Genomic DNA, 17540 nt, shown 5'->3' with positions numbered 1-17540 from the left:
GAAAGACAGCCTTCGTGCCTCGCATATCGGATTGCCGTCCCGTGGGTTTGTACAAGGATTCCGCAATCACCCGCATCGGTGGGGTGGAGATCTTGTCCGCGGGGGAGGAGGAGGTGGAAGTCACCGAGTCCGAGGCTCCGGATATGGCCGGAGCCTGGTGCAAGAGGGAGAAGCTCCGCCGACCAGAGCGGAGCGATCCGGGAACGGAGTTCTGCGTGGACATCGTCGTCAAGGGCCGCAAGACCGAGGTACCGGAGCGGTTCCGCAAGCACGTGGCCGAGAAGCTGAAGCTGGACAAGATCCAGAAGCTCGACGGCAAGGTGATCAGCCTCGACGTAGAGGTGTCCAAGGAGCCCAACCCCCGACAGGCCGACCGGTGCGACCGCGTGGAGATCACGCTGCGCACGCGCGGCCCGGTGATCCGGGCCGAAGCCGCCGCCAGCGACCCGTACGCGGCGCTCGACCTCGCCACCGACAAGCTGGACGCGCGCCTGCGCAAGGAGCACAGCAAGCGTTCGACGCGGCGCGGCACCAAGCGGATCTCGGCCGCCGAGGTGGCCGAGGTCGTCCCGGGCGCGGCGACGCTGAACGGGGACGGTTCGGTCGTACGGGACGAGGCCGAGGGCGACGGCGTACCGACCACCAAGATGGGGTCGCTCGAGGTCCAGGGTGAAGGTCCGCTCATCGTGCGCGAGAAGACGCACGTGGCGGCCCCCATGACGCTCGACCAGGCGCTCTACGAGATGGAGCTGGTCGGGCACGACTTCTATCTGTTCGTCGACTCCGACACCAAGGAACCGAGCGTCGTCTACCGGCGTCACGCCTACGACTACGGCGTCATCCACCTCAGCACCGACCCGATGGTGACCGACGCGGAGACGCGCGGCGCCGACGCGGGTGACGCCATCGGCGGCTGAGCCGGTCCGGGCGGCCGGCCCACCCGGGCACAGCTGTCCGAAAACTCGCTCATCAGGTGCCCCTGGAGCGCTCGTGCGCCCCCGGGGGCACCTTTGTGCGACCCCCCAGTGCGCCGCACCGTCGCCGCGCGGACGCCACGGCATGAAATCATGGCTGGGCCGGGTCAACCGGCTTGACGGCGCCTCGGGTTGGCGCGGCACAGGAAGACGGGGCCACGGCCTTCAGGGGGAGGAACGATGGCGGACAGCTTCGGACCGATGCGGGGCGAGGGCGCCGGCGCAGCCGACGACGGCGTCGGCATGGGACCGGACGCGGGCTCCCCGCGCAAGGAGCCCATCCGGGTCCTCGTGGTCGACGACCATGCGCTGTTCCGGCGCGGCCTGGAGATCGTCCTCGCCGCCGAGGAGGACATCCAGGTCGTCGGGGAGGCCGGGGACGGCGCGGAGGCGGTGGACAAGGCGGCCGACCTGCTGCCGGACATCGTCCTGATGGACGTACGGATGCCCAAGCGGGGCGGGATCGAGGCGTGCACCTCCATCAAGGAGGTGGCGCCCAGCGCGAAGATCATCATGCTGACGATCAGCGACGAGGAAGCCGACCTCTACGACGCGATCAAGGCGGGCGCGACCGGCTATCTGCTCAAGGAGATCTCCACCGACGAGGTGGCCACGGCCATTCGCGCGGTCGCCGACGGGCAGTCGCAGATCAGCCCGTCGATGGCGTCGAAGCTGCTCACCGAGTTCAAATCGATGATCCAGCGCACCGACGAGCGCAGGCTCGTGCCCGCGCCCCGGCTGACCGACCGGGAACTCGAAGTGCTGAAGCTCGTCGCGACCGGCATGAACAACCGGGACATCGCCAAGGAGCTGTTCATCTCCGAGAACACCGTGAAGAACCATGTGCGCAACATCCTGGAGAAGCTGCAGTTGCACTCCCGGATGGAGGCCGTGGTCTACGCGATGCGCGAGAAGATCCTCGAGATCCGCTAGCCGAGCGCCGCCACCAGAGCACGCTTCAGCTCGGGGGAGTCCATGCGCTCCACCCGTACGCTGTCGCAGCCGACCCAGCCCGCCGCCTCCCGCAGCGCCTCCGCGACCCCGGCGACCGCCTTCGGGCTCTCCAGGGAGACCTGCCGGGCGACCAGGGTGGTGCCTTCGCGCGCGGGATCGACGCGGCCCACCAGGCGGCCCCCGGACAGCACCGGCATCGCGAAGTAGCCGTGCACGCGCTTCGGCTTGGGGACGTATGCCTCCAGGCGGTGCGCGAAGCCGAAGATCCGCTCCGTGCGGGCCCGCTCCCAGACCAGGGAGTCGAAGGGCGACAGGAGCGTCGTACGGTGGCGGCCGCGCGGGGCCTGGGCAAGGGCCGCAGGATCGGCCCAGGCGGGCTTGGACCAGCCCTGGACCGCCACCGGGACCAGGCCGGTGTCCGCGATCACCGCGTCGAACTGCTCGCTCTTGAGGCGGTGGTAGTCGGCGATGTCCGCGCGCGTGCCGACGCCGAGCGCCTCGCCCGCCTGGCGCACCAGACGGCGCACGCACTCCAGGTCGTCCAGCTCGTCATGGAGCAGGTCGGCGGGGACGGCGCGCTCCGCCAGGTCGTAGACCCGCTTCCAGCCGCGCCGCTCGACGCACACGACCTCGCCGTACATCAGCGCGCGCTCGACGGCGATCTTCGACTCGGACCAGTCCCACCACTCGCCCTTGTTCTTCGCGCCGCCCAACTCCGTGGCCGTCAGCGGGCCTTCGGCGCGCAGCTGCTTGACGACCTGCTCGTACGCCCCGTCGGGCAGGTCGTGGTGCCAGTGCGGGCGGGCGCGGTAGGCGCGGCGGCGGAACGCGAAGTGCGGCCACTCCTCGATCGGCAGGATGCAGGCCGCGTGCGACCAGTACTCGAAGGCGTGGCGGTCCGTCCAGTACGCCGCCTCGACCCGGGACCGGCCGACCGCGCCCAGGCGCGCGTACGGGATCAGCTCGTGGGAGCGGGCGAGCACCGAGATCGTGTCGAGCTGCACCGCGCCGAGGTGGCGCAGGACCCCGCGGACCCCGCCCTTGCGGTCCGGGGCGCCGAGGAAGCCCTGGGCGCGCAGTGCGATGCGGCGGGCTTCGTCGGCGGACAGGTCAACGGCGGGACGCGGCAAGGTCGTCATACCGCAAACGATAGGACGGGCCACTGACAGCCGGCGGCACGCGGCGGCACCCGGCCGCCCGGCGTCAGGCGGGCGCGGGCAGGTACGGCACCGGGCACGGCAGGCCCAGGTCGGACGGGAGCAGCGCGCCTATCCAGCAGTCCCGTACGACGTCCTTGTTGAGCAGGCCCGAACGCAGGGTGCCCTCCATGGTGAAGCCGGCTTTCTCGGCGACCGTGCGCGAGCCCACGTTGCCCACTTCGGCGCGCCACTCCAGGCGCGTACAGCCGAGATCGGTGAAGGCCCAGCGGGCGAGGCCCAGGGTGGCCTCGGTCATGTAGCCGCGGCCGCGGTGCTCCTTGGCCGTCCAGAAGCCGATCTCCCAGGTGCCCGCGCGCGGGTGGTGCACGGAGACGGCGCCGAGGACGGGTCCCTCCTCGTCGGTGCGGACGGCGAAGGTGTACTCGGTGTCGGTGCGCCAGCCGTCGGCGACCACGCGCTGGACGAAGTATTCGGCGTCCGCGCGCGCGTAGGGCGAGGGGACCGGCACCCAGCGCTGGATCTCGGGGTCCTGGACCGCCGCGCACACCTCGTCGATGTCGGCGGGCTCGAAGGTGCGCAGAAACAGGCGGGCGGTGGTCAGCTTCACGGGGTCCATCGCACGATTCTGCTCGGCGAAAGAGGCGGACGCCATGACTTTTCACCCCTTGTGGCGGCACCTTCCGAGGCCCCTGTCCGTTGGACCTCATGGCAGACCTCCCGGCGCGGTGGGGTCCTCGCATACGATGGCCGTTGCTCAGGCTGTCGCTTGAGTAACCGACCGTGCCAGGCCCGACCGGCAAGGAGACCAACCGCGTGTCCGTCCTCCAGAAGATCATGCGTGCAGGCGAAGGCAAGATCCTGCGCAAGCTGCACCGCATCGCGGACCAGGTCAACTCCATCGAAGAGGACTTCGAGAGCCTCTCCGACGCCGAGCTGCGCGCGCTCACGGACGAGTACAAGCAGCGGCTCGCGGACGGCGAGACCCTGGACGACCTGCTGCCCGAGGCGTTCGCGACCGTGCGCGAGGCCGCCCGGCGCGTCCTCGGCCAGCGCCCCTACGACGTGCAGTTGATGGGCGGCGCCGCGCTCCACCTCGGCTATGTGGCGGAGATGAAGACCGGTGAGGGCAAGACCCTGGTCGGCACCCTGCCGACGTATCTGAACGCGCTGTCCGGCAAGGGCGTGCACCTGATCACGGTCAACGACTACCTGGCCGAGCGCGACTCCGAGATGATGGGCCGCGTCCACAAGTTCCTCGGTCTGACCGTCGGCTGCATCCTGGCGAACATGACGCCGGCGCAGCGCCGTGAGCAGTACAACTGCGACATCACGTACGGCACGAACAATGAGTTCGGCTTCGACTACCTGCGCGACAACATGGCGTGGTCGCAGGACGAGCTGGTGCAGCGCGGCCACAACTTCGCGGTGGTCGACGAGGTCGACTCCATCCTCGTCGACGAGGCCCGTACGCCGCTGATCATCTCCGGCCCCGCCGACCAGGCCACCAAGTGGTACGGCGACTTCGCCAAGCTCGTCACCCGCCTGAAGAAGGGCGAGGCGGGCAATCAGCTGAAGGGCATCGAGGAGACCGGCGACTACGAGGTCGACGAGAAGAAGCGCACCGTCGCCATCCACGAGTCCGGCGTCGCCAAGGTCGAGGACTGGCTGGGCATCGACAACCTCTACGAGTCGGTGAACACCCCGCTCGTCGGCTATCTGAACAACGCCATCAAGGCGAAGGAACTGTTCAAGAAGGACAAGGACTACGTCGTCATCGACGGCGAAGTCATGATCGTCGACGAGCACACCGGCCGAATCCTCGCCGGCCGCCGTTACAACGAGGGCATGCACCAGGCGATCGAGGCGAAGGAAGGGGTGGACATCAAGGACGAGAACCAGACGCTCGCCACGATCACCCTGCAGAACTTCTTCCGCCTCTACGACAAGCTCTCCGGCATGACCGGTACGGCGATGACCGAGGCCGCCGAGTTCCACCAGATCTACAAGCTCGGCGTCGTCCCGATCCCGACGAACAAGCCGATGGTCCGCAAGGACCAGGCCGACCTGATCTACCGCACCGAGGTCGCCAAGTTCGACGCGGTCGTCGACGACATCGCGGACAAGCACGAGAAGGGCCAGCCGATCCTCGTCGGTACGACGTCGGTCGAGAAGTCCGAGTACCTCTCGCAGCAGCTCTCCAAGCGCGGCATCCAGCACGAGGTGCTCAACGCCAAGCAGCACGACCGGGAGGCGACGATCGTCGCCCAGGCGGGCCGCAAGGGCGCCGTCACGGTCGCGACGAACATGGCGGGCCGTGGCACCGACATCAAGCTCGGCGGCAACCCGGACGACCTCGCCGAGGCCGAGCTGCGCCAGGCGGGCCTCGACCCCGTCGAGCACGTCGAGGAGTGGGCCGCGGCCCTGCCCGCCGCCCTGGAGAAGGCCGAGCAGGCCGTCAAGGCGGAGTTCGAGGAGGTCAAGGACCTCGGCGGGCTCTACGTGCTGGGTACCGAGCGCCACGAGTCGCGGCGTATCGACAACCAGCTGCGCGGTCGCTCCGGCCGTCAGGGCGACCCCGGCGAGTCCCGCTTCTACCTCTCCCTGGGCGACGACCTGATGCGGCTGTTCAAGGCGCAGATGGTCGAGCGCGTCATGTCGATGGCGAACGTGCCGGACGACGTGCCGATCGAGAACAAGATGGTCACCCGCGCGATCGCCTCCGCGCAGTCGCAGGTCGAGCAGCAGAACTTCGAGACGCGCAAGAACGTCCTGAAGTACGACGAGGTGCTCAACCGCCAGCGCGAGGTCATCTACGGCGAGCGCCGCCGCGTCCTGGAGGGCGAGGACCTGCAGGAGCAGGTCGTGCACTTCATGGACGACACCATCGACGAGTACATCGGCGCCGAGACCGCCGAGGGCTTCGCCGAGGAGTGGGACCTCGACCGGCTGTGGGGCGCCTTCAAGCAGCTCTACCCGATCAAGGTCACGGTGGAGGAGCTGGAGGAGGAGGCCGGTGACCGCGCCGGTCTGACCGCCGAGTTCATCGCCGAGGCCGTCAAGGACGACATCCACGCGCAGTACGAGCAGCGCGAGGAGCAGCTCGGCTCCGAGATCATGCGTGAGCTGGAGCGCCGGGTCGTCCTCTCCGTGCTCGACCGCAAGTGGCGCGAGCACCTCTACGAGATGGATTACCTCCAGGAGGGCATCGGCCTGCGCGCCATGGCGCAGAAGGACCCGCTGGTCGAGTACCAGCGCGAGGGCTTCGACATGTTCACCGCCATGATGGAGGGCATCAAGGAGGAGTCCGTCGGCTACCTGTTCAACCTGGAGGTCCAGGTCGAGCAGCAGGTCGAGGAGGTCCCGGTCGAGGACGCCGCGCCCGCCACGTCGCTCGACAAGGAGGACGCGGTCCCGGCGCAGGCCGGTTCGCGTCCGGAGATCCGCGCCAAGGGCCTCGACGCCCCGCAGCGCCCGGACCGCCTGCACTTCCAGGCGCCGAACGCCGAGGGCGGTGTCGACGAGGGCGACTTCGTCACCGAGGACGGGCCGACGCGCTCCGAGTCGGACGGTCTGACGCGGGCCGAGCGCCGGAAGCAGTCGAAGGGGCGCCGCCGCAAGAAGTAGCCTGCGATGGTTGTCGGAAGGGCCGGGCGCGATGCGCCCGGCCCTTCGCCGTGTCACCCGCCTCGCGCCTGTCTCTCGCGTGTCTCCCGCCTCTCGCGTGCCACTCGCCTCGCGCCTGTCACCCGTCCTCTCGCGGTGGGCGTCCGCCGAGTTCCACCGCCGTGACGCGCCAGCGGTTGTCGGCCGCCAGGTGCATACGGAAGGCCAGCGCGTGCAGGCGCGGGCCCGCCGTGATCCGGGCGAAGACCTCGTACGTGCCGGTGGCCGGGACGAAGTAGCCGATGTCGTGGATCGTGGGGCGCCGGCCGCCGGTGCCGAGCGGGCGGCGGGCCACCAGCCACAGCAGGTCGTCGTAGGCGCGGTCGGCGGTGTGGCGGGCGAACCAGTGCGGGGGCCTGGTGCCGGCCAGGACCAGGAGCAGGCGCTGGGTGAACGTCTCGGTGGGGTGCGGGGGCGCCTCCGGCGGGACGCGGCGGGCGGTGGCCGGGCGGCGGGGGTCCCGGCGGGCCGGTGGGCGGGACGGGGGCCGGGCCGTTCCCCGGGGCCCCTGCCGGAACATGACCTTCTGCACGTCGCCTCCGCATGCCGATCGTTCGTACGCCTTGCTGGATACCGGTCGGTAACTCTGTCTGTGGGACCTTCTACGGGGCGCGCGGACAGCGCGGCAAGGGGTGCGGGGAGGGGCCCGCGGGCGGCGATCGGTTCACGCATCCGGGTGAGGGAAGGGCAGGTCGGGCGAGCGCCGCCGACGGCCGGCCGCGTCCCTGTTGACGGTTGCCCGGGGCGGGAGCCACAGCCCGAAGGGGTACTCCCACCCGTATCCTTGAGACCCCTGCGACCCCCGAAGACGACGAAAGCGGCCGGCCATGCGCGTGTACGTACCTCTGTCCCTGCCCCGACTCGCAGAGGCGTACAAGACGGGCGAGCTCGGGCCCGCGCCGCTCACCGCCTACGCCGTGACGCCCGCGCTGCGCGAGTGGTACCTCTCCGACGACATCGAGGAGCTGGAGTACGCGGCCCTCAACCGCGCCGCGCTCGCCTCGCTGCGGCTGCTCGCCGGGGAGCCGGACGCGGCGCGGCGCCGGGTCGTCGTCGCCGTGGACGTGGCGGACAAGGCCGCCGTCGCCGACCCGGACACCGGGCTCGACCCGGCCTCGCTCGGCGAGGTCACCGTCCGCGAGACCGTACGCCTCGCCAAGGCGGCCGCCGTGCACGTGGACGCCGACGACGCCGAGGCCGACGTCACCGCCGCCGCGGCCGCGCTCGGCGCCGCCGACCACGGGGACGACGACGCGCAGTTCGTCGTCGACGGGGCCGAGGACCACGAGCTGCTGTGGTTCGCCACGCAGGAGATCCCCAACCTCGTCGGCCGCGACGACTGAGCCGACTCCCTCCAGGCGGCGGAGGGCGGCTGGGACGCGGCCTCCCGCGAGGCGGCGGGTATGTTCCAGGGATGGGGAGACACATACCTGCCGCGCACATCGTCTGGGACTGGAACGGGACGCTGTTCCACGACAACGAGGCGATCATCCGCGCCACCAACGCAGCCTTCGCGGAGATCGGGCTGCCCCCGATCACGCTGGAGAAGTACCGCGCCCTGTACTGCGTGCCGGTGCCCAAGTTCTACGAGCGGCTGATGGGGCGGATGCCCACGCACGACGAGTGGGTCCTCATGGACGACGCGTTCCACCGGCACTATGTGCTGCACTCCGTGGCGTGCGGGCTCGCCGAAGGGGTGGAGCCGCTGCTCGCCGGATGGCAGGACGCGGGCCGCAGCCAGTCGATCCTCAGCATGTACGGGCACGACCAACTGGTGCCGCTGGTGCGGCAGTTGGGCATCACCGAGCGGTTCGTCCGGGTCGACGGGCGGACCGGCCCGTCCGGTGGCAGCAAGGCCGAGCACATGGTGCGGCACCTGGGCGCGCTGCAAGGCGTGGCGCCCGAGCGGACCGTGGTGATCGGGGACGCGGCCGACGACGCGGTCGCCGCGCTCGGCGTGGGCGCGCACGCCGTGCTCTACACGGGCGGCTCGCACAGCCGGGCCAGTCTCGAAGGGGTGGGCGCGCCCGTCGTGGACACGCTGGCGGAGGCGGTGCGCGCGGCCGAGCGGCTGGTCGCCGCCGCCTGACCGGCGCTCTCGCGCGGCCCGTAGGTATACGGACGACGCCGATCCGCGGGGCTCTGCGTATACCCGCCCCGTCCGCATACCGATGCCCGGACCGCGGATGCCGGGCGAAGCTGTCACCGGCTGCCCCGTCGGCGGGGCAGCCGGCCCGCCCTGACCCCGCGGGTGTCAGCGCACCGGCGCCTTCGCCCGCAGCACCGTGAGGAACTCCCGCATCCACGCGGCGTGGTCCGCCCAGCCGCGGGACGAGACGAGCGTGCCGTCGACGACGACCTCCGTGTCCTGGAACGTGGCGCCCGCCGCCTGCATGTCGGGTTCGAGCGCCGGGTACGCCGTGACGCGGCGGCCCCGCAGGCCGTCGACCGCGGCGGTCAGGAGCGGGCCGTGGCAGATCTGGGCGATGGGCTTGTCGGAGTCGAAGAAGGCTTTGACGATCTTGCGGAGTTCGCCGTCGCCGCGCAGGTACTCCGGGGCCCGGCCGCCCGGGATGACGAGGGCCGCGTACGCGCCCGGCTCGACGTCCGCGAAGGAGAGGTCGGCCTCCCAGGTGTACCCGGGCTTCTCCGTGTACGTGTCGAACCCGGGCTCGAAGTCGTGCACGACGAACCTCAGCCGTTTGCGCGCGGGGGCCGCGATGCGCACGTCGTAGCCCTCTTCGCGCAGCCGCTGGTACGGGTAGAGGACCTCCAGGGACTCCGCCGCGTCGCCCGTGACGATCAGGATCTTCGGTGCCATTGGTCACACCCTCCCCTCGACGGTCGGGTATCCGCCGTCGTGCCCAACGTGCCGCCGCCCCGCGATCCTGGCAAGAGGGCGGGCCCGGGCACGGGTGCGGGCGCGCTTCTGTGCAGAGTGTCAAAGTTCGGCCGCTGGTTTTGTACACATACAGCTCATGACGGGTCCGCCGCGGAGAGCGATAGCCTGGTCCCGTGATCAGCGCGATATCTCGCGGGGGCATCGTCGCCCCCTGCCCGCGCCGGGAAGACACGGGTCGCCACCGCGACCGTGCCCGGCGCCAGGAGCCTTTGGACGGGCTCCCGACCGCTGATCATTTCCGGCGGATGGCCAGTTCGTTGAAAATGGCGCATTACCGTCCGCTCTTCTTCCAATCCGGCATAACGTCGAGGCTGACCGGACACCCCGTGTCACGGCGTTGCGTCGATCGCTTCATCACCGGAACGTCTACGTCACGCAATGGCGCGCGACAGGAGCCAGAGGACAATGCAGACCAAGCTGGACGAAGCCAAGGCCGAGCTGCTCGCGCGGGCCGCCCGGGTAGCTGAGAACAGCCCGGTAGGGGGGCACCTACCGACTGGGGCGGCGGGCGAGGGCGCGGAGGGTCCGCTGGACCACGAGACCGTGCTCGCGTTCCTCCAGCGCTACTACCTGCACACGGCACCCGAGGACCTGGCCGACCGCGACCCGGTCGACGTCTTCGGCGCCGCCTACTCGCACTACCGGCTCGCGGAGACGCGCCCGCAGGGCACGGCCAACGTCAAGGTGCACACCCCGACCGTCGAGGAGAACGGCTGGACGTGCAGCCACTCCGTCGTCGAGGTCGTCACCGACGACATGCCGTTCCTCGTGGACTCGGTCACCAACGAGCTGTCCCGGCAGGGCCGCGGCATCCACGTCGTCATCCACCCGCAGGTCGTCGTCCGCCGCGACGTCACCGGCAAGCTCCTCGAAGTGCTGCCCGCCGGGTCCAGCGCCGAGGGGCACGACGTGCTCACCGAGTCGTGGATCCACGTCGAGACGGACCGCGAGAGCGACCGCGACGACCTCAAGCAGATCACCGCGGACCTGCTGCGCGTCCTGTCCGACGTGCGCGAGTGCGTCGAGGACTGGGAGAAGATGCGCGACGCCGCGCTGCGCATCGCCGAGGAGCTGCCCGCCGAGCCCACCGCGGGCGACCTGGCCGAGCAGGAGGTCGACGAGGCGCGCGAGCTGCTGCGCTGGCTGGCCGCCGACCACTTCACCTTCCTGGGCTTTCGCGAGTACACGCTCACCGAGGACGACTCCCTGGCCGCCGTCCCCGGTACGGGGCTCGGCATCCTGCGCGCCGACCCGCAGCACGAGGGCGAGGACCACCACCCGGTCTCCCCGTCGTTCAACCGGCTGCCCGCCGACGCCCGTGCCAAGGCCCGCGAGCACCGCCTCCTGGTGCTGACCAAGGCCAACAGCCGCGCCACCGTGCACCGGCCGTCCTACCTCGACTACGTCGGCGTGAAGAAGTTCGACGCGGACGGCAATGTCGTCGGCGAGCGCCGCTTCCTCGGCCTGTTCTCCTCCGCCGCGTACACCGAGTCGGTGCGCCGCGTCCCCGTCATCCGCCGCAAGGTCGCCGAGGTCCTCAAGGGCGCGGGCTTCTCGCCCAACAGCCACGACGGCCGCGACCTGCTGCAGATCCTGGAGACGTACCCGCGCGACGAGCTGTTCCAGACCCCGGCCGACGAGCTGCGCTCCATCGTCACCTCGGTCCTGTACCTCCAGGAGCGCCGCCGCCTGCGGCTCTACCTGCGCCAGGACGAGTACGGGCGCTACTACTCGGCGCTCGTCTACCTGCCGCGCGACCGCTACACCACCGGCGTGCGGCTGCGGATCATCGACATCCTCAAGGAGGAGCTGGCCGGCTCCAGCGTCGACTTCACCGCCTGGAACACCGAGTCGATCCTCTCCCGGCTGCACTTCGTCGTCCGGGTCGCGCCGGGCACCGAGCTGCCGCAGCTCTCCGACGCCGACAAGGACCGCATCGAGGCGCGGCTCGTCGAGGCCGCCCGCTCCTGGGCCGACGGTTTCGCCGAGGCGCTGAACGCCGAGTGCGGCGAGGAGCGCGCCGCCGAGCTGCTTCGCCGCTACGCGGGCTCGTTCCCCGAGGGCTACAAGGCGGACCACTCGCCGCGGGCGGCCGTCGCCGACCTCGTCCACCTGGAGCAGCTCAAGAAGGGCGGCAAGGACTTCGCGCTCTCGCTGTACGAGCCGGTCGGCGCCGCGCCCGGCGAGCGCCGCTTCAAGATCTTCCGGACCGGGGCGCCCGTCTCGCTCTCCGAGGTCCTGCCGGTGCTCCAGCGCCTGGGCGTCGAGGTCACCGACGAGCGCCCGTACGAGCTGCGGTGCAGCGACCGGACGACCGCGTGGATCTACGACTTCGGGCTCCGGATGCCCAAGCCCGCGAACGGCGGCGCGGACGACCTCGGGGCCGACGGCCGCGAGCGGTTCCAGGAGGCGTTCGCCGCGACCTGGACCGGGCTCGCCGAGAACGACGGCTTCAACTCCCTCGTCCTGCGCGCCGGGCTCAACTGGCGCCAGGCGATGGTCCTGCGCGCGTACGCGAAGTACCTGCGCCAGGCCGGTTCGACGTTCAGCCAGGACTACATGGAGGACACCCTCCGTACGAACGTCCACACCACGCGGCTGCTCGTCTCGCTCTTCGAGGCGCGGATGTCGCCGGAGCGCCAGCGGGCCGGGACCGAGCTGACCGACGGTCTGCTCGAAGAGCTCGACGGCGCGCTCGACCAGGTCGCCTCGCTCGACGAGGACCGCATCCTGCGCTCCTTCCTCACCGTCATCAAGGCGACGCTGCGCACCAACTTCTTCCAGGAGGCGGGCGGCGGCCAGCCGCACGCGTACGTCTCCATGAAGTTCGACCCGCAGGCCATCCCCGACCTGCCCGCGCCGCGCCCCGCGTACGAGATCTGGGTGTACTCGCCGCGTGTCGAGGGTGTGCACCTGCGCTTCGGCAAGGTCGCGCGCGGTGGCCTGCGCTGGTCGGACCGGCGTGAGGACTTCCGCACGGAGATCCTCGGCCTGGTGAAGGCGCAGATGGTGAAGAACACCGTCATCGTGCCGGTCGGCGCCAAGGGCGGCTTCGTCGCCAAGCAGCTTCCCGACCCGAGCGTGGACCGGGACGCGTGGATGGCCGAGGGCATCCGCAGCTACAAGACGTTCATCTCGGCGCTGCTCGACATCACCGACAACCTGGTGGCCGGCGAGGTCGTCCCGCCGAACGACGTGGTGAGCCACGACGAGGACGACACGTACCTCGTGGTCGCGGCCGACAAGGGCACGGCGACCTTCTCCGACATCGCCAACGAGGTCGCGGGCAGCTACAACTTCTGGCTCGGCGACGCGTTCGCCTCCGGCGGCTCCGCCGGATACGACCACAAGGTCATGGGCATCACCGCGCGCGGCGCCTGGGAGTCCGTGAAGCGGCACTTCCGCGAGCTGGGCGTCGACACCCAGTCGCAGGACTTCACCGTCGTCGGCGTCGGCGACATGTCCGGTGACGTGTTCGGCAACGGGATGCTGCTCAGCGAGCACATCCGCCTGGTCGCCGCCTTCGACCACCGGCACATCTTCATCGACCCGAAGCCGGACGCGGCCACCTCGTACGCCGAGCGGCGCCGCATGTTCGAGCTGCCGCGCTCGTCGTGGGCCGACTACGACAAGGCGCTGATCTCGCAGGGCGGCGGCGTCTTCCCGCGCTCCGCGAAGGCGATCCAGCTCAACAACCACATCCGCGAGGCCCTCGGCATCGAGTCGCGCCAGGCGAAGATGACCCCGGCCGAGCTGATGAAGGCGATCCTCCAGGCCCCGGTGGACCTGCTGTGGAACGGCGGCATCGGCACGTACGTGAAGTCCTCGGCCGAGTCCAACGCGGACGTCGGCGACAAGGCCAACGACGCCATCCGCGTCGACGGCCAGGACGTGCGCGCCCAGGTCATCGGCGAGGGCGGCAACCTCGGCGCGACCCAGCTGGGCCGCATCGAGTTCGCCAGGACCGGCGGCAAGGTCAACACCGACGCCATCGACAACAGCGCGGGCGTCAACACCTCCGACGTCGAGGTCAACATCAAGGTCCTGCTCAACGGCCTGGTGTCCGACGGCGACCTGACGGTGAAGCAGCGCAACAAGCTGCTCGCCGCGATGACCGACGAGGTCGGCCACCTGGTGCTGCGCAACAACTACGCGCAGAACGTGGCGCTGGCCAACGCCGTCGCCCAGTCGCCGTCCCTGCTCCACGCCCACCAGCGGTTCATGCGCCGCCTGGGCAAGCAGGGCCACCTCGACCGGTCCCTGGAGTTCCTGCCCAACGACCGGCAGATCAAGGAGCTCCTCAACTCCGGGCGCGGGCTCAGCCAGCCCGAGCTGGCCGTCCTCCTCGCCTACACGAAGATCACGGCCGCCGAGGAGCTCATCCACACGACGCTGCCCGACGACGCCTACCTGCGCCGGCTCCTGCACGCCTACTTCCCGAAGGCGCTGCGCGACAAGTACGCCGACGCGATCGACGCGCACCCGCTGCGCCGCGAGATCATCACGACGGTCCTCGTCAACGACACGGTGAACACCGGCGGCTCGACGTTCCTGCACCGCCTCTGCGAGGAGACCGGGGCGTCCCTGGAGGAGATCGTGCGGGCGCAGCTCGCCGCGCGCGAGATCTTCGGGCTCGGCGAGGTGTGGGACGCGGTGGAGGCGCTCGACAATGTCGTCGCCGCCGACGTCCAGACCCGCATCCGGCTGCACTCGCGCCGCCTCGTCGAGCGCGGCACGCGCTGGCTGCTCAACAACCGGCCGCAGCCGCTCCAGCTCGCGGAGACGATCTCGTTCTTCAAGGACGGCGTCGCCGAGGTGTGGGCCGCCATGCCGAAGATGCTCAGGGGCGCGGACGCCGAGTGGTACCAGTCGATCTGCGACGAGCTGACCGGCGGCGGTGTGCCGGAGGCGCTGGCCGCGCAGGTCGCCGGGTTCTCCTCCGCGTTCCCGACGCTCGACATCGTGCAGATCGCCGACCGCATGGGCAAGGAGGCGACGGACGTCGCCGAGGTCTACTACGACCTCGCCGACCGGCTCTCCATCACCCAGCTCATGGACCGCATCATCGAACTCCCGCGGGCCGACCGCTGGCAGTCGATGGCCCGCGCCTCCATCCGCGAGGACCTGTACGCGGCGCACGCCGCCCTGACGGCGGACGTCCTGGCCGTCGGGAACGGGGCGTCGACGCCGGAGGAGCGGTTCAAGGCGTGGGAGGAGAAGAACGCGCCGATCCTGGGCCGCGCGCGCTCGACCCTGGAGGAGATCCAGGGCTCGGACGCGTTCGACCTGGCCAACCTGTCGGTGGCCATGCGGACGATGCGGACGCTCCTTCGGGTGCACTCGTAGGGGTTTCGTGGTGACGGGCGCCCCGGGCCGGATGTGTTCCGGCCCGGGGCGCCCGTCACTGGCTTTTCCGCACGTCTCCGGCCACTCTGAATGTCTCCGACCACTCTGAATACGACACAAAATCGGGCAATCCATTTAAAGTGGAGCTGATTGTCTGACAGATGCAGGGAGAGCCGATGCCGTTGATCCCGTCGAAGCCGTCCGGCCCTGACACGCAGCCGGAGAGCCGGGTCGCCGCGCTGCCCGCCGACTGGGCCGCGACACCGCTGACCGTCGTCATGCCGACCTACAACGAGGCGGGGAACCTGCCCCGGATGGCCGACGCGCTGATGGAGCTGGACCTGCCCGGCCTGCGCCTGCTCGTCGTCGACGATGCGAGCCCCGACGGCACCGGCGAGATCGCCGACGAGTACGCCCGCCGGTTCGGCCCCGAGCGCGTCGGCGTCCTGCACCGGGCGGGCAAGGAGGGCCTCGGGCGCGCCTACGCGGCGGGCATGGGGCAGGCCGTCGCCGACGGGGCGCGGTACGTGCTCCAGATGGACGCCGACGGCAGCCACCCCGTCGCCAAGGTCCCGCAGCTCCTCGGCGTCGCCCTCTCGACGGGCGCGGCCGTCACCCTCGGCAGCCGCTACGTGCAGGGCGGCACCCTCTCGGACGCCTGGGGCGCCCACCGCCGCCTGCTCTCCCGCTGGGCCAACGCCTACGCGGGCACCATCCTCGGCACCCGGGTCCGCGACATCACCGGCGGCTTCAACCTGTGGCGCGAGGACGCGCTGCGCGCCATCGACCTGGCCTCCGTCGACAGCGCGGGCTACAGCTTCCAGGTCGAGATGAAGTACCGGGCCGTGCGCCGCGGCTTCGGCATCATGGAGGTGCCGATCCACTTCGAGGACCGTACGGTCGGCGAGTCCAAGATGAACCTGATGGTGCAGCTGGAGTCCGTAGCGATGCCGTGGAAGCTGCGGGCGAGGTCGCGCCGGTGACCGGGGTGCACCGCCCGCACCGTGCGCGCCGCCGGTAGCGCACTCGCGCGGGCCGCCGCCCTGCTGCTCCTCGTGCTGCTGGTGGCGGTCGTCGTCCGGCTGCCGTGGGCCGGTGACCTGGGCGTCCACGCCGCCACGGTCGAACGCCTCCGCCGAGACCTGCTCGACCCGGGCGACCCGCTGGTCGCGGCCGACGCGCCGAGCCCGTACTACACGCCCTGGACCCTGCTGCTCGGCTGCGCGGCGAAGGTCACTGGGCTCGGGGTCTTCGTGGTGCTGCGCGGCGCGGCGCTCGTGTCCCTCGCGGTGCTGGTGACGGGGGTCTGGTCGTTCGTCGGTACGTTCCTGACGGGTGCGGCGGGGCGGTGGCGCCGGGCCGCCGTGACCGCCCTCGTCCTGCTCGCCCTGGTGCTGCTGTGGGGCACGACCCTGTTCGACTGGAGCGGCTTCCTCGGCCTGCACTCCCTCGCGCTGAGCGTCTCCTACCCGAGTACGTGCGCGCTGGGCGCCGCCTTCTGGCTGTGGGCGCTGCTGCGCCGGGCGACGACATGGCCGCACTTCCTGGGGGCCGGCGTCCTGTGGGCGGCGATCCTGCTGAGCCACCAGTTCACCGGGGTGGTCGCCTCGCTGGGGGCGCTGGCGATGGTGCTCGGGGCGCGCCAGTGGCCCGGCCGGGCGGTGTGGCTCCGCCTTGCCGCCGGTTCGGCCCTCGGCCTGCTGCTGCTCGCGCTCTGGCCGTACTACTCCTTCTTCGGCCTGTTCGGCGTCGGCGGCCTGGAGGAGATCCACCGCTCCCTGTACCGGAGCCTGCCGGGCCGCTTCTGGCTCGTCGCGCTGGTCGGCGGCGCCGCGCTCGCGCTCCGCTGGTGGCGTGACCGGCGCGATCCGCTGGTGCTGTGCTGCGTCCTCGGGGCCGTGGTGTTCGCCGCGGGCGGCCTGAGCGGGCACTGGTCGTGGGGCCGGGTGCTGCCCGCGGTACTGATCCCCGCGCAGGTCGCGGCGGGTCTGGAGGTCTTCTGCGCGCCGCGCCGCGCGGTACGGGCGGCGCTCGGCTGGGCCGTCGCGGGGGCGCTGCTCGCCGGGGCGTGGACCCAGTCCGGGGTGCTGGGGTATGTCCTGCCGCGCTCGTCCCTGCCGTCCGCCGTCGCCGACCGGTACCGGGAGCCGTGGCCCGGCTACCACTGGATCACGCCATGGGTGAGGTACGGGGACGTGGTCCTGGCCAAGAAGTGGCCGGCCCGGCAGATCCCCGCGTACGGGCCGTACACGGTCGCCCCCGGCTACCCGGACTTCTTCCTGGACGACGAGGAGGAGCGGCTCGCGGCGGTCCGCACGTACTTCGCGGCGGGCACGCCGGAGCGGCGGCGGGCGGACGTGCTGCGGCGGTACGGGGTGGGGTGGGTGGTGGCGTACCCGGGGGAGGTCGGGGGAGGCGGCCCGGCGCTGGAGGAAGTGGCGGTGGGGCCGCGCGGCCAAGTGCTGTACCGGGTGCCCTAGAGCTCTGGACCTGGACCTGGACCTGGACCTGGACGGACCTGGACCTGGACCTCGACGGACC

The 17540-nt window shown here is 71.0% G+C and carries 12 protein-coding genes; 8 read left to right on the top strand and 4 right to left on the bottom strand.

Annotated elements, in window-relative coordinates:
• Positions 1-215 precede the first annotated feature (215 nt).
• A complete protein-coding gene (gene hpf / locus C1N81_RS20940) occupies positions 216-917 on the top strand; it encodes a ribosome hibernation-promoting factor, HPF/YfiA family (RefSeq protein ID WP_394431320.1) in 702 nt (233 codons plus the stop codon).
• A gap of 237 nt (positions 918-1154) precedes the next feature.
• The gene (locus C1N81_RS20935) at positions 1155-1907 is read left to right on the top strand and encodes a response regulator (RefSeq protein ID WP_394431318.1); all 753 of its coding nucleotides are present in this window, start codon (positions 1155-1157) and stop codon (positions 1905-1907) included.
• Here C1N81_RS20935 and C1N81_RS20930 read toward each other — a convergent pair.
• Both C1N81_RS20930 and C1N81_RS20925 read right to left on the bottom strand, forming a co-directional pair.
• Positions 1904-3067, bottom strand: coding sequence for a winged helix-turn-helix domain-containing protein (locus C1N81_RS20930; protein ID WP_394431316.1), 1164 nt, complete (start codon positions 3065-3067; stop codon positions 1904-1906). The two genes, C1N81_RS20935 and C1N81_RS20930, sit on opposite strands and share 4 nt — an antisense overlap.
• Before the next feature lie 64 nt (positions 3068-3131).
• The gene (locus C1N81_RS20925) at positions 3132-3704 is read right to left on the bottom strand and encodes a GNAT family N-acetyltransferase (protein ID WP_394438106.1); all 573 of its coding nucleotides are present in this window, start codon (positions 3702-3704) and stop codon (positions 3132-3134) included.
• A gap of 197 nt (positions 3705-3901) precedes the next feature.
• On the opposite strand from C1N81_RS20925, the gene secA reads away from it, so the two are divergent.
• Entirely contained in the window at positions 3902-6712 is a 2811-nt protein-coding gene (secA, locus tag C1N81_RS20920; protein WP_394431314.1) for a preprotein translocase subunit SecA, read from the top strand.
• Positions 6713-6830: 118 nt separating this feature from the next.
• Here the strand turns inward: secA and C1N81_RS20915 are convergent, their stop codons facing one another.
• Positions 6831-7283, bottom strand: coding sequence for an Rv3235 family protein (locus C1N81_RS20915; protein ID WP_394431312.1), 453 nt, complete (start codon positions 7281-7283; stop codon positions 6831-6833).
• Positions 7284-7578: 295 nt separating this feature from the next.
• Between C1N81_RS20915 and C1N81_RS20910 the strand changes: the two genes are divergently transcribed.
• Entirely contained in the window at positions 7579-8094 is a 516-nt protein-coding gene (locus tag C1N81_RS20910) for a DUF6912 family protein (protein ID WP_394431310.1), read from the top strand.
• A gap of 71 nt (positions 8095-8165) precedes the next feature.
• Positions 8166-8840 carry an HAD family hydrolase gene (locus tag C1N81_RS20905; protein ID WP_394431308.1) on the top strand — a complete coding sequence of 225 codons (675 nt, stop codon included), beginning with the start codon at positions 8166-8168 and terminating at the stop codon, positions 8838-8840.
• A gap of 165 nt (positions 8841-9005) precedes the next feature.
• Here the strand turns inward: C1N81_RS20905 and C1N81_RS20900 are convergent, their stop codons facing one another.
• A complete protein-coding gene (locus tag C1N81_RS20900; RefSeq protein ID WP_394431307.1) occupies positions 9006-9572 on the bottom strand; it encodes a DJ-1/PfpI family protein in 567 nt (188 codons plus the stop codon).
• A gap of 486 nt (positions 9573-10058) precedes the next feature.
• Between C1N81_RS20900 and C1N81_RS20895 the strand changes: the two genes are divergently transcribed.
• The 3 genes from C1N81_RS20895 to C1N81_RS20885 all read left to right on the top strand — a co-directional run bounded on the left by C1N81_RS20895 (position 10059) and on the right by C1N81_RS20885 (position 17479).
• On the top strand, positions 10059-14999 hold the full coding sequence (locus C1N81_RS20895) for an NAD-glutamate dehydrogenase (protein WP_394431305.1): 4941 nt from the start codon (positions 10059-10061) through the stop codon (positions 14997-14999).
• A gap of 185 nt (positions 15000-15184) precedes the next feature.
• Positions 15185-15982, top strand: a complete 798-nt coding sequence (locus C1N81_RS20890; protein ID WP_394438104.1) for a polyprenol monophosphomannose synthase — start codon at positions 15185-15187, stop codon at positions 15980-15982.
• A gap of 21 nt (positions 15983-16003) precedes the next feature.
• A complete protein-coding gene (locus tag C1N81_RS20885) occupies positions 16004-17479 on the top strand; it encodes a hypothetical protein (RefSeq protein ID WP_394431303.1) in 1476 nt (491 codons plus the stop codon).
• Positions 17480-17540: the final 61 nt, after the last annotated feature.

This window comes from Streptomyces sp. SGAir0957, from assembly GCF_043523415.1.
The sequence above is the reverse complement of the archived record's forward strand: the minus strand, read 5'-3'. Positions and strand labels throughout refer to the sequence as shown.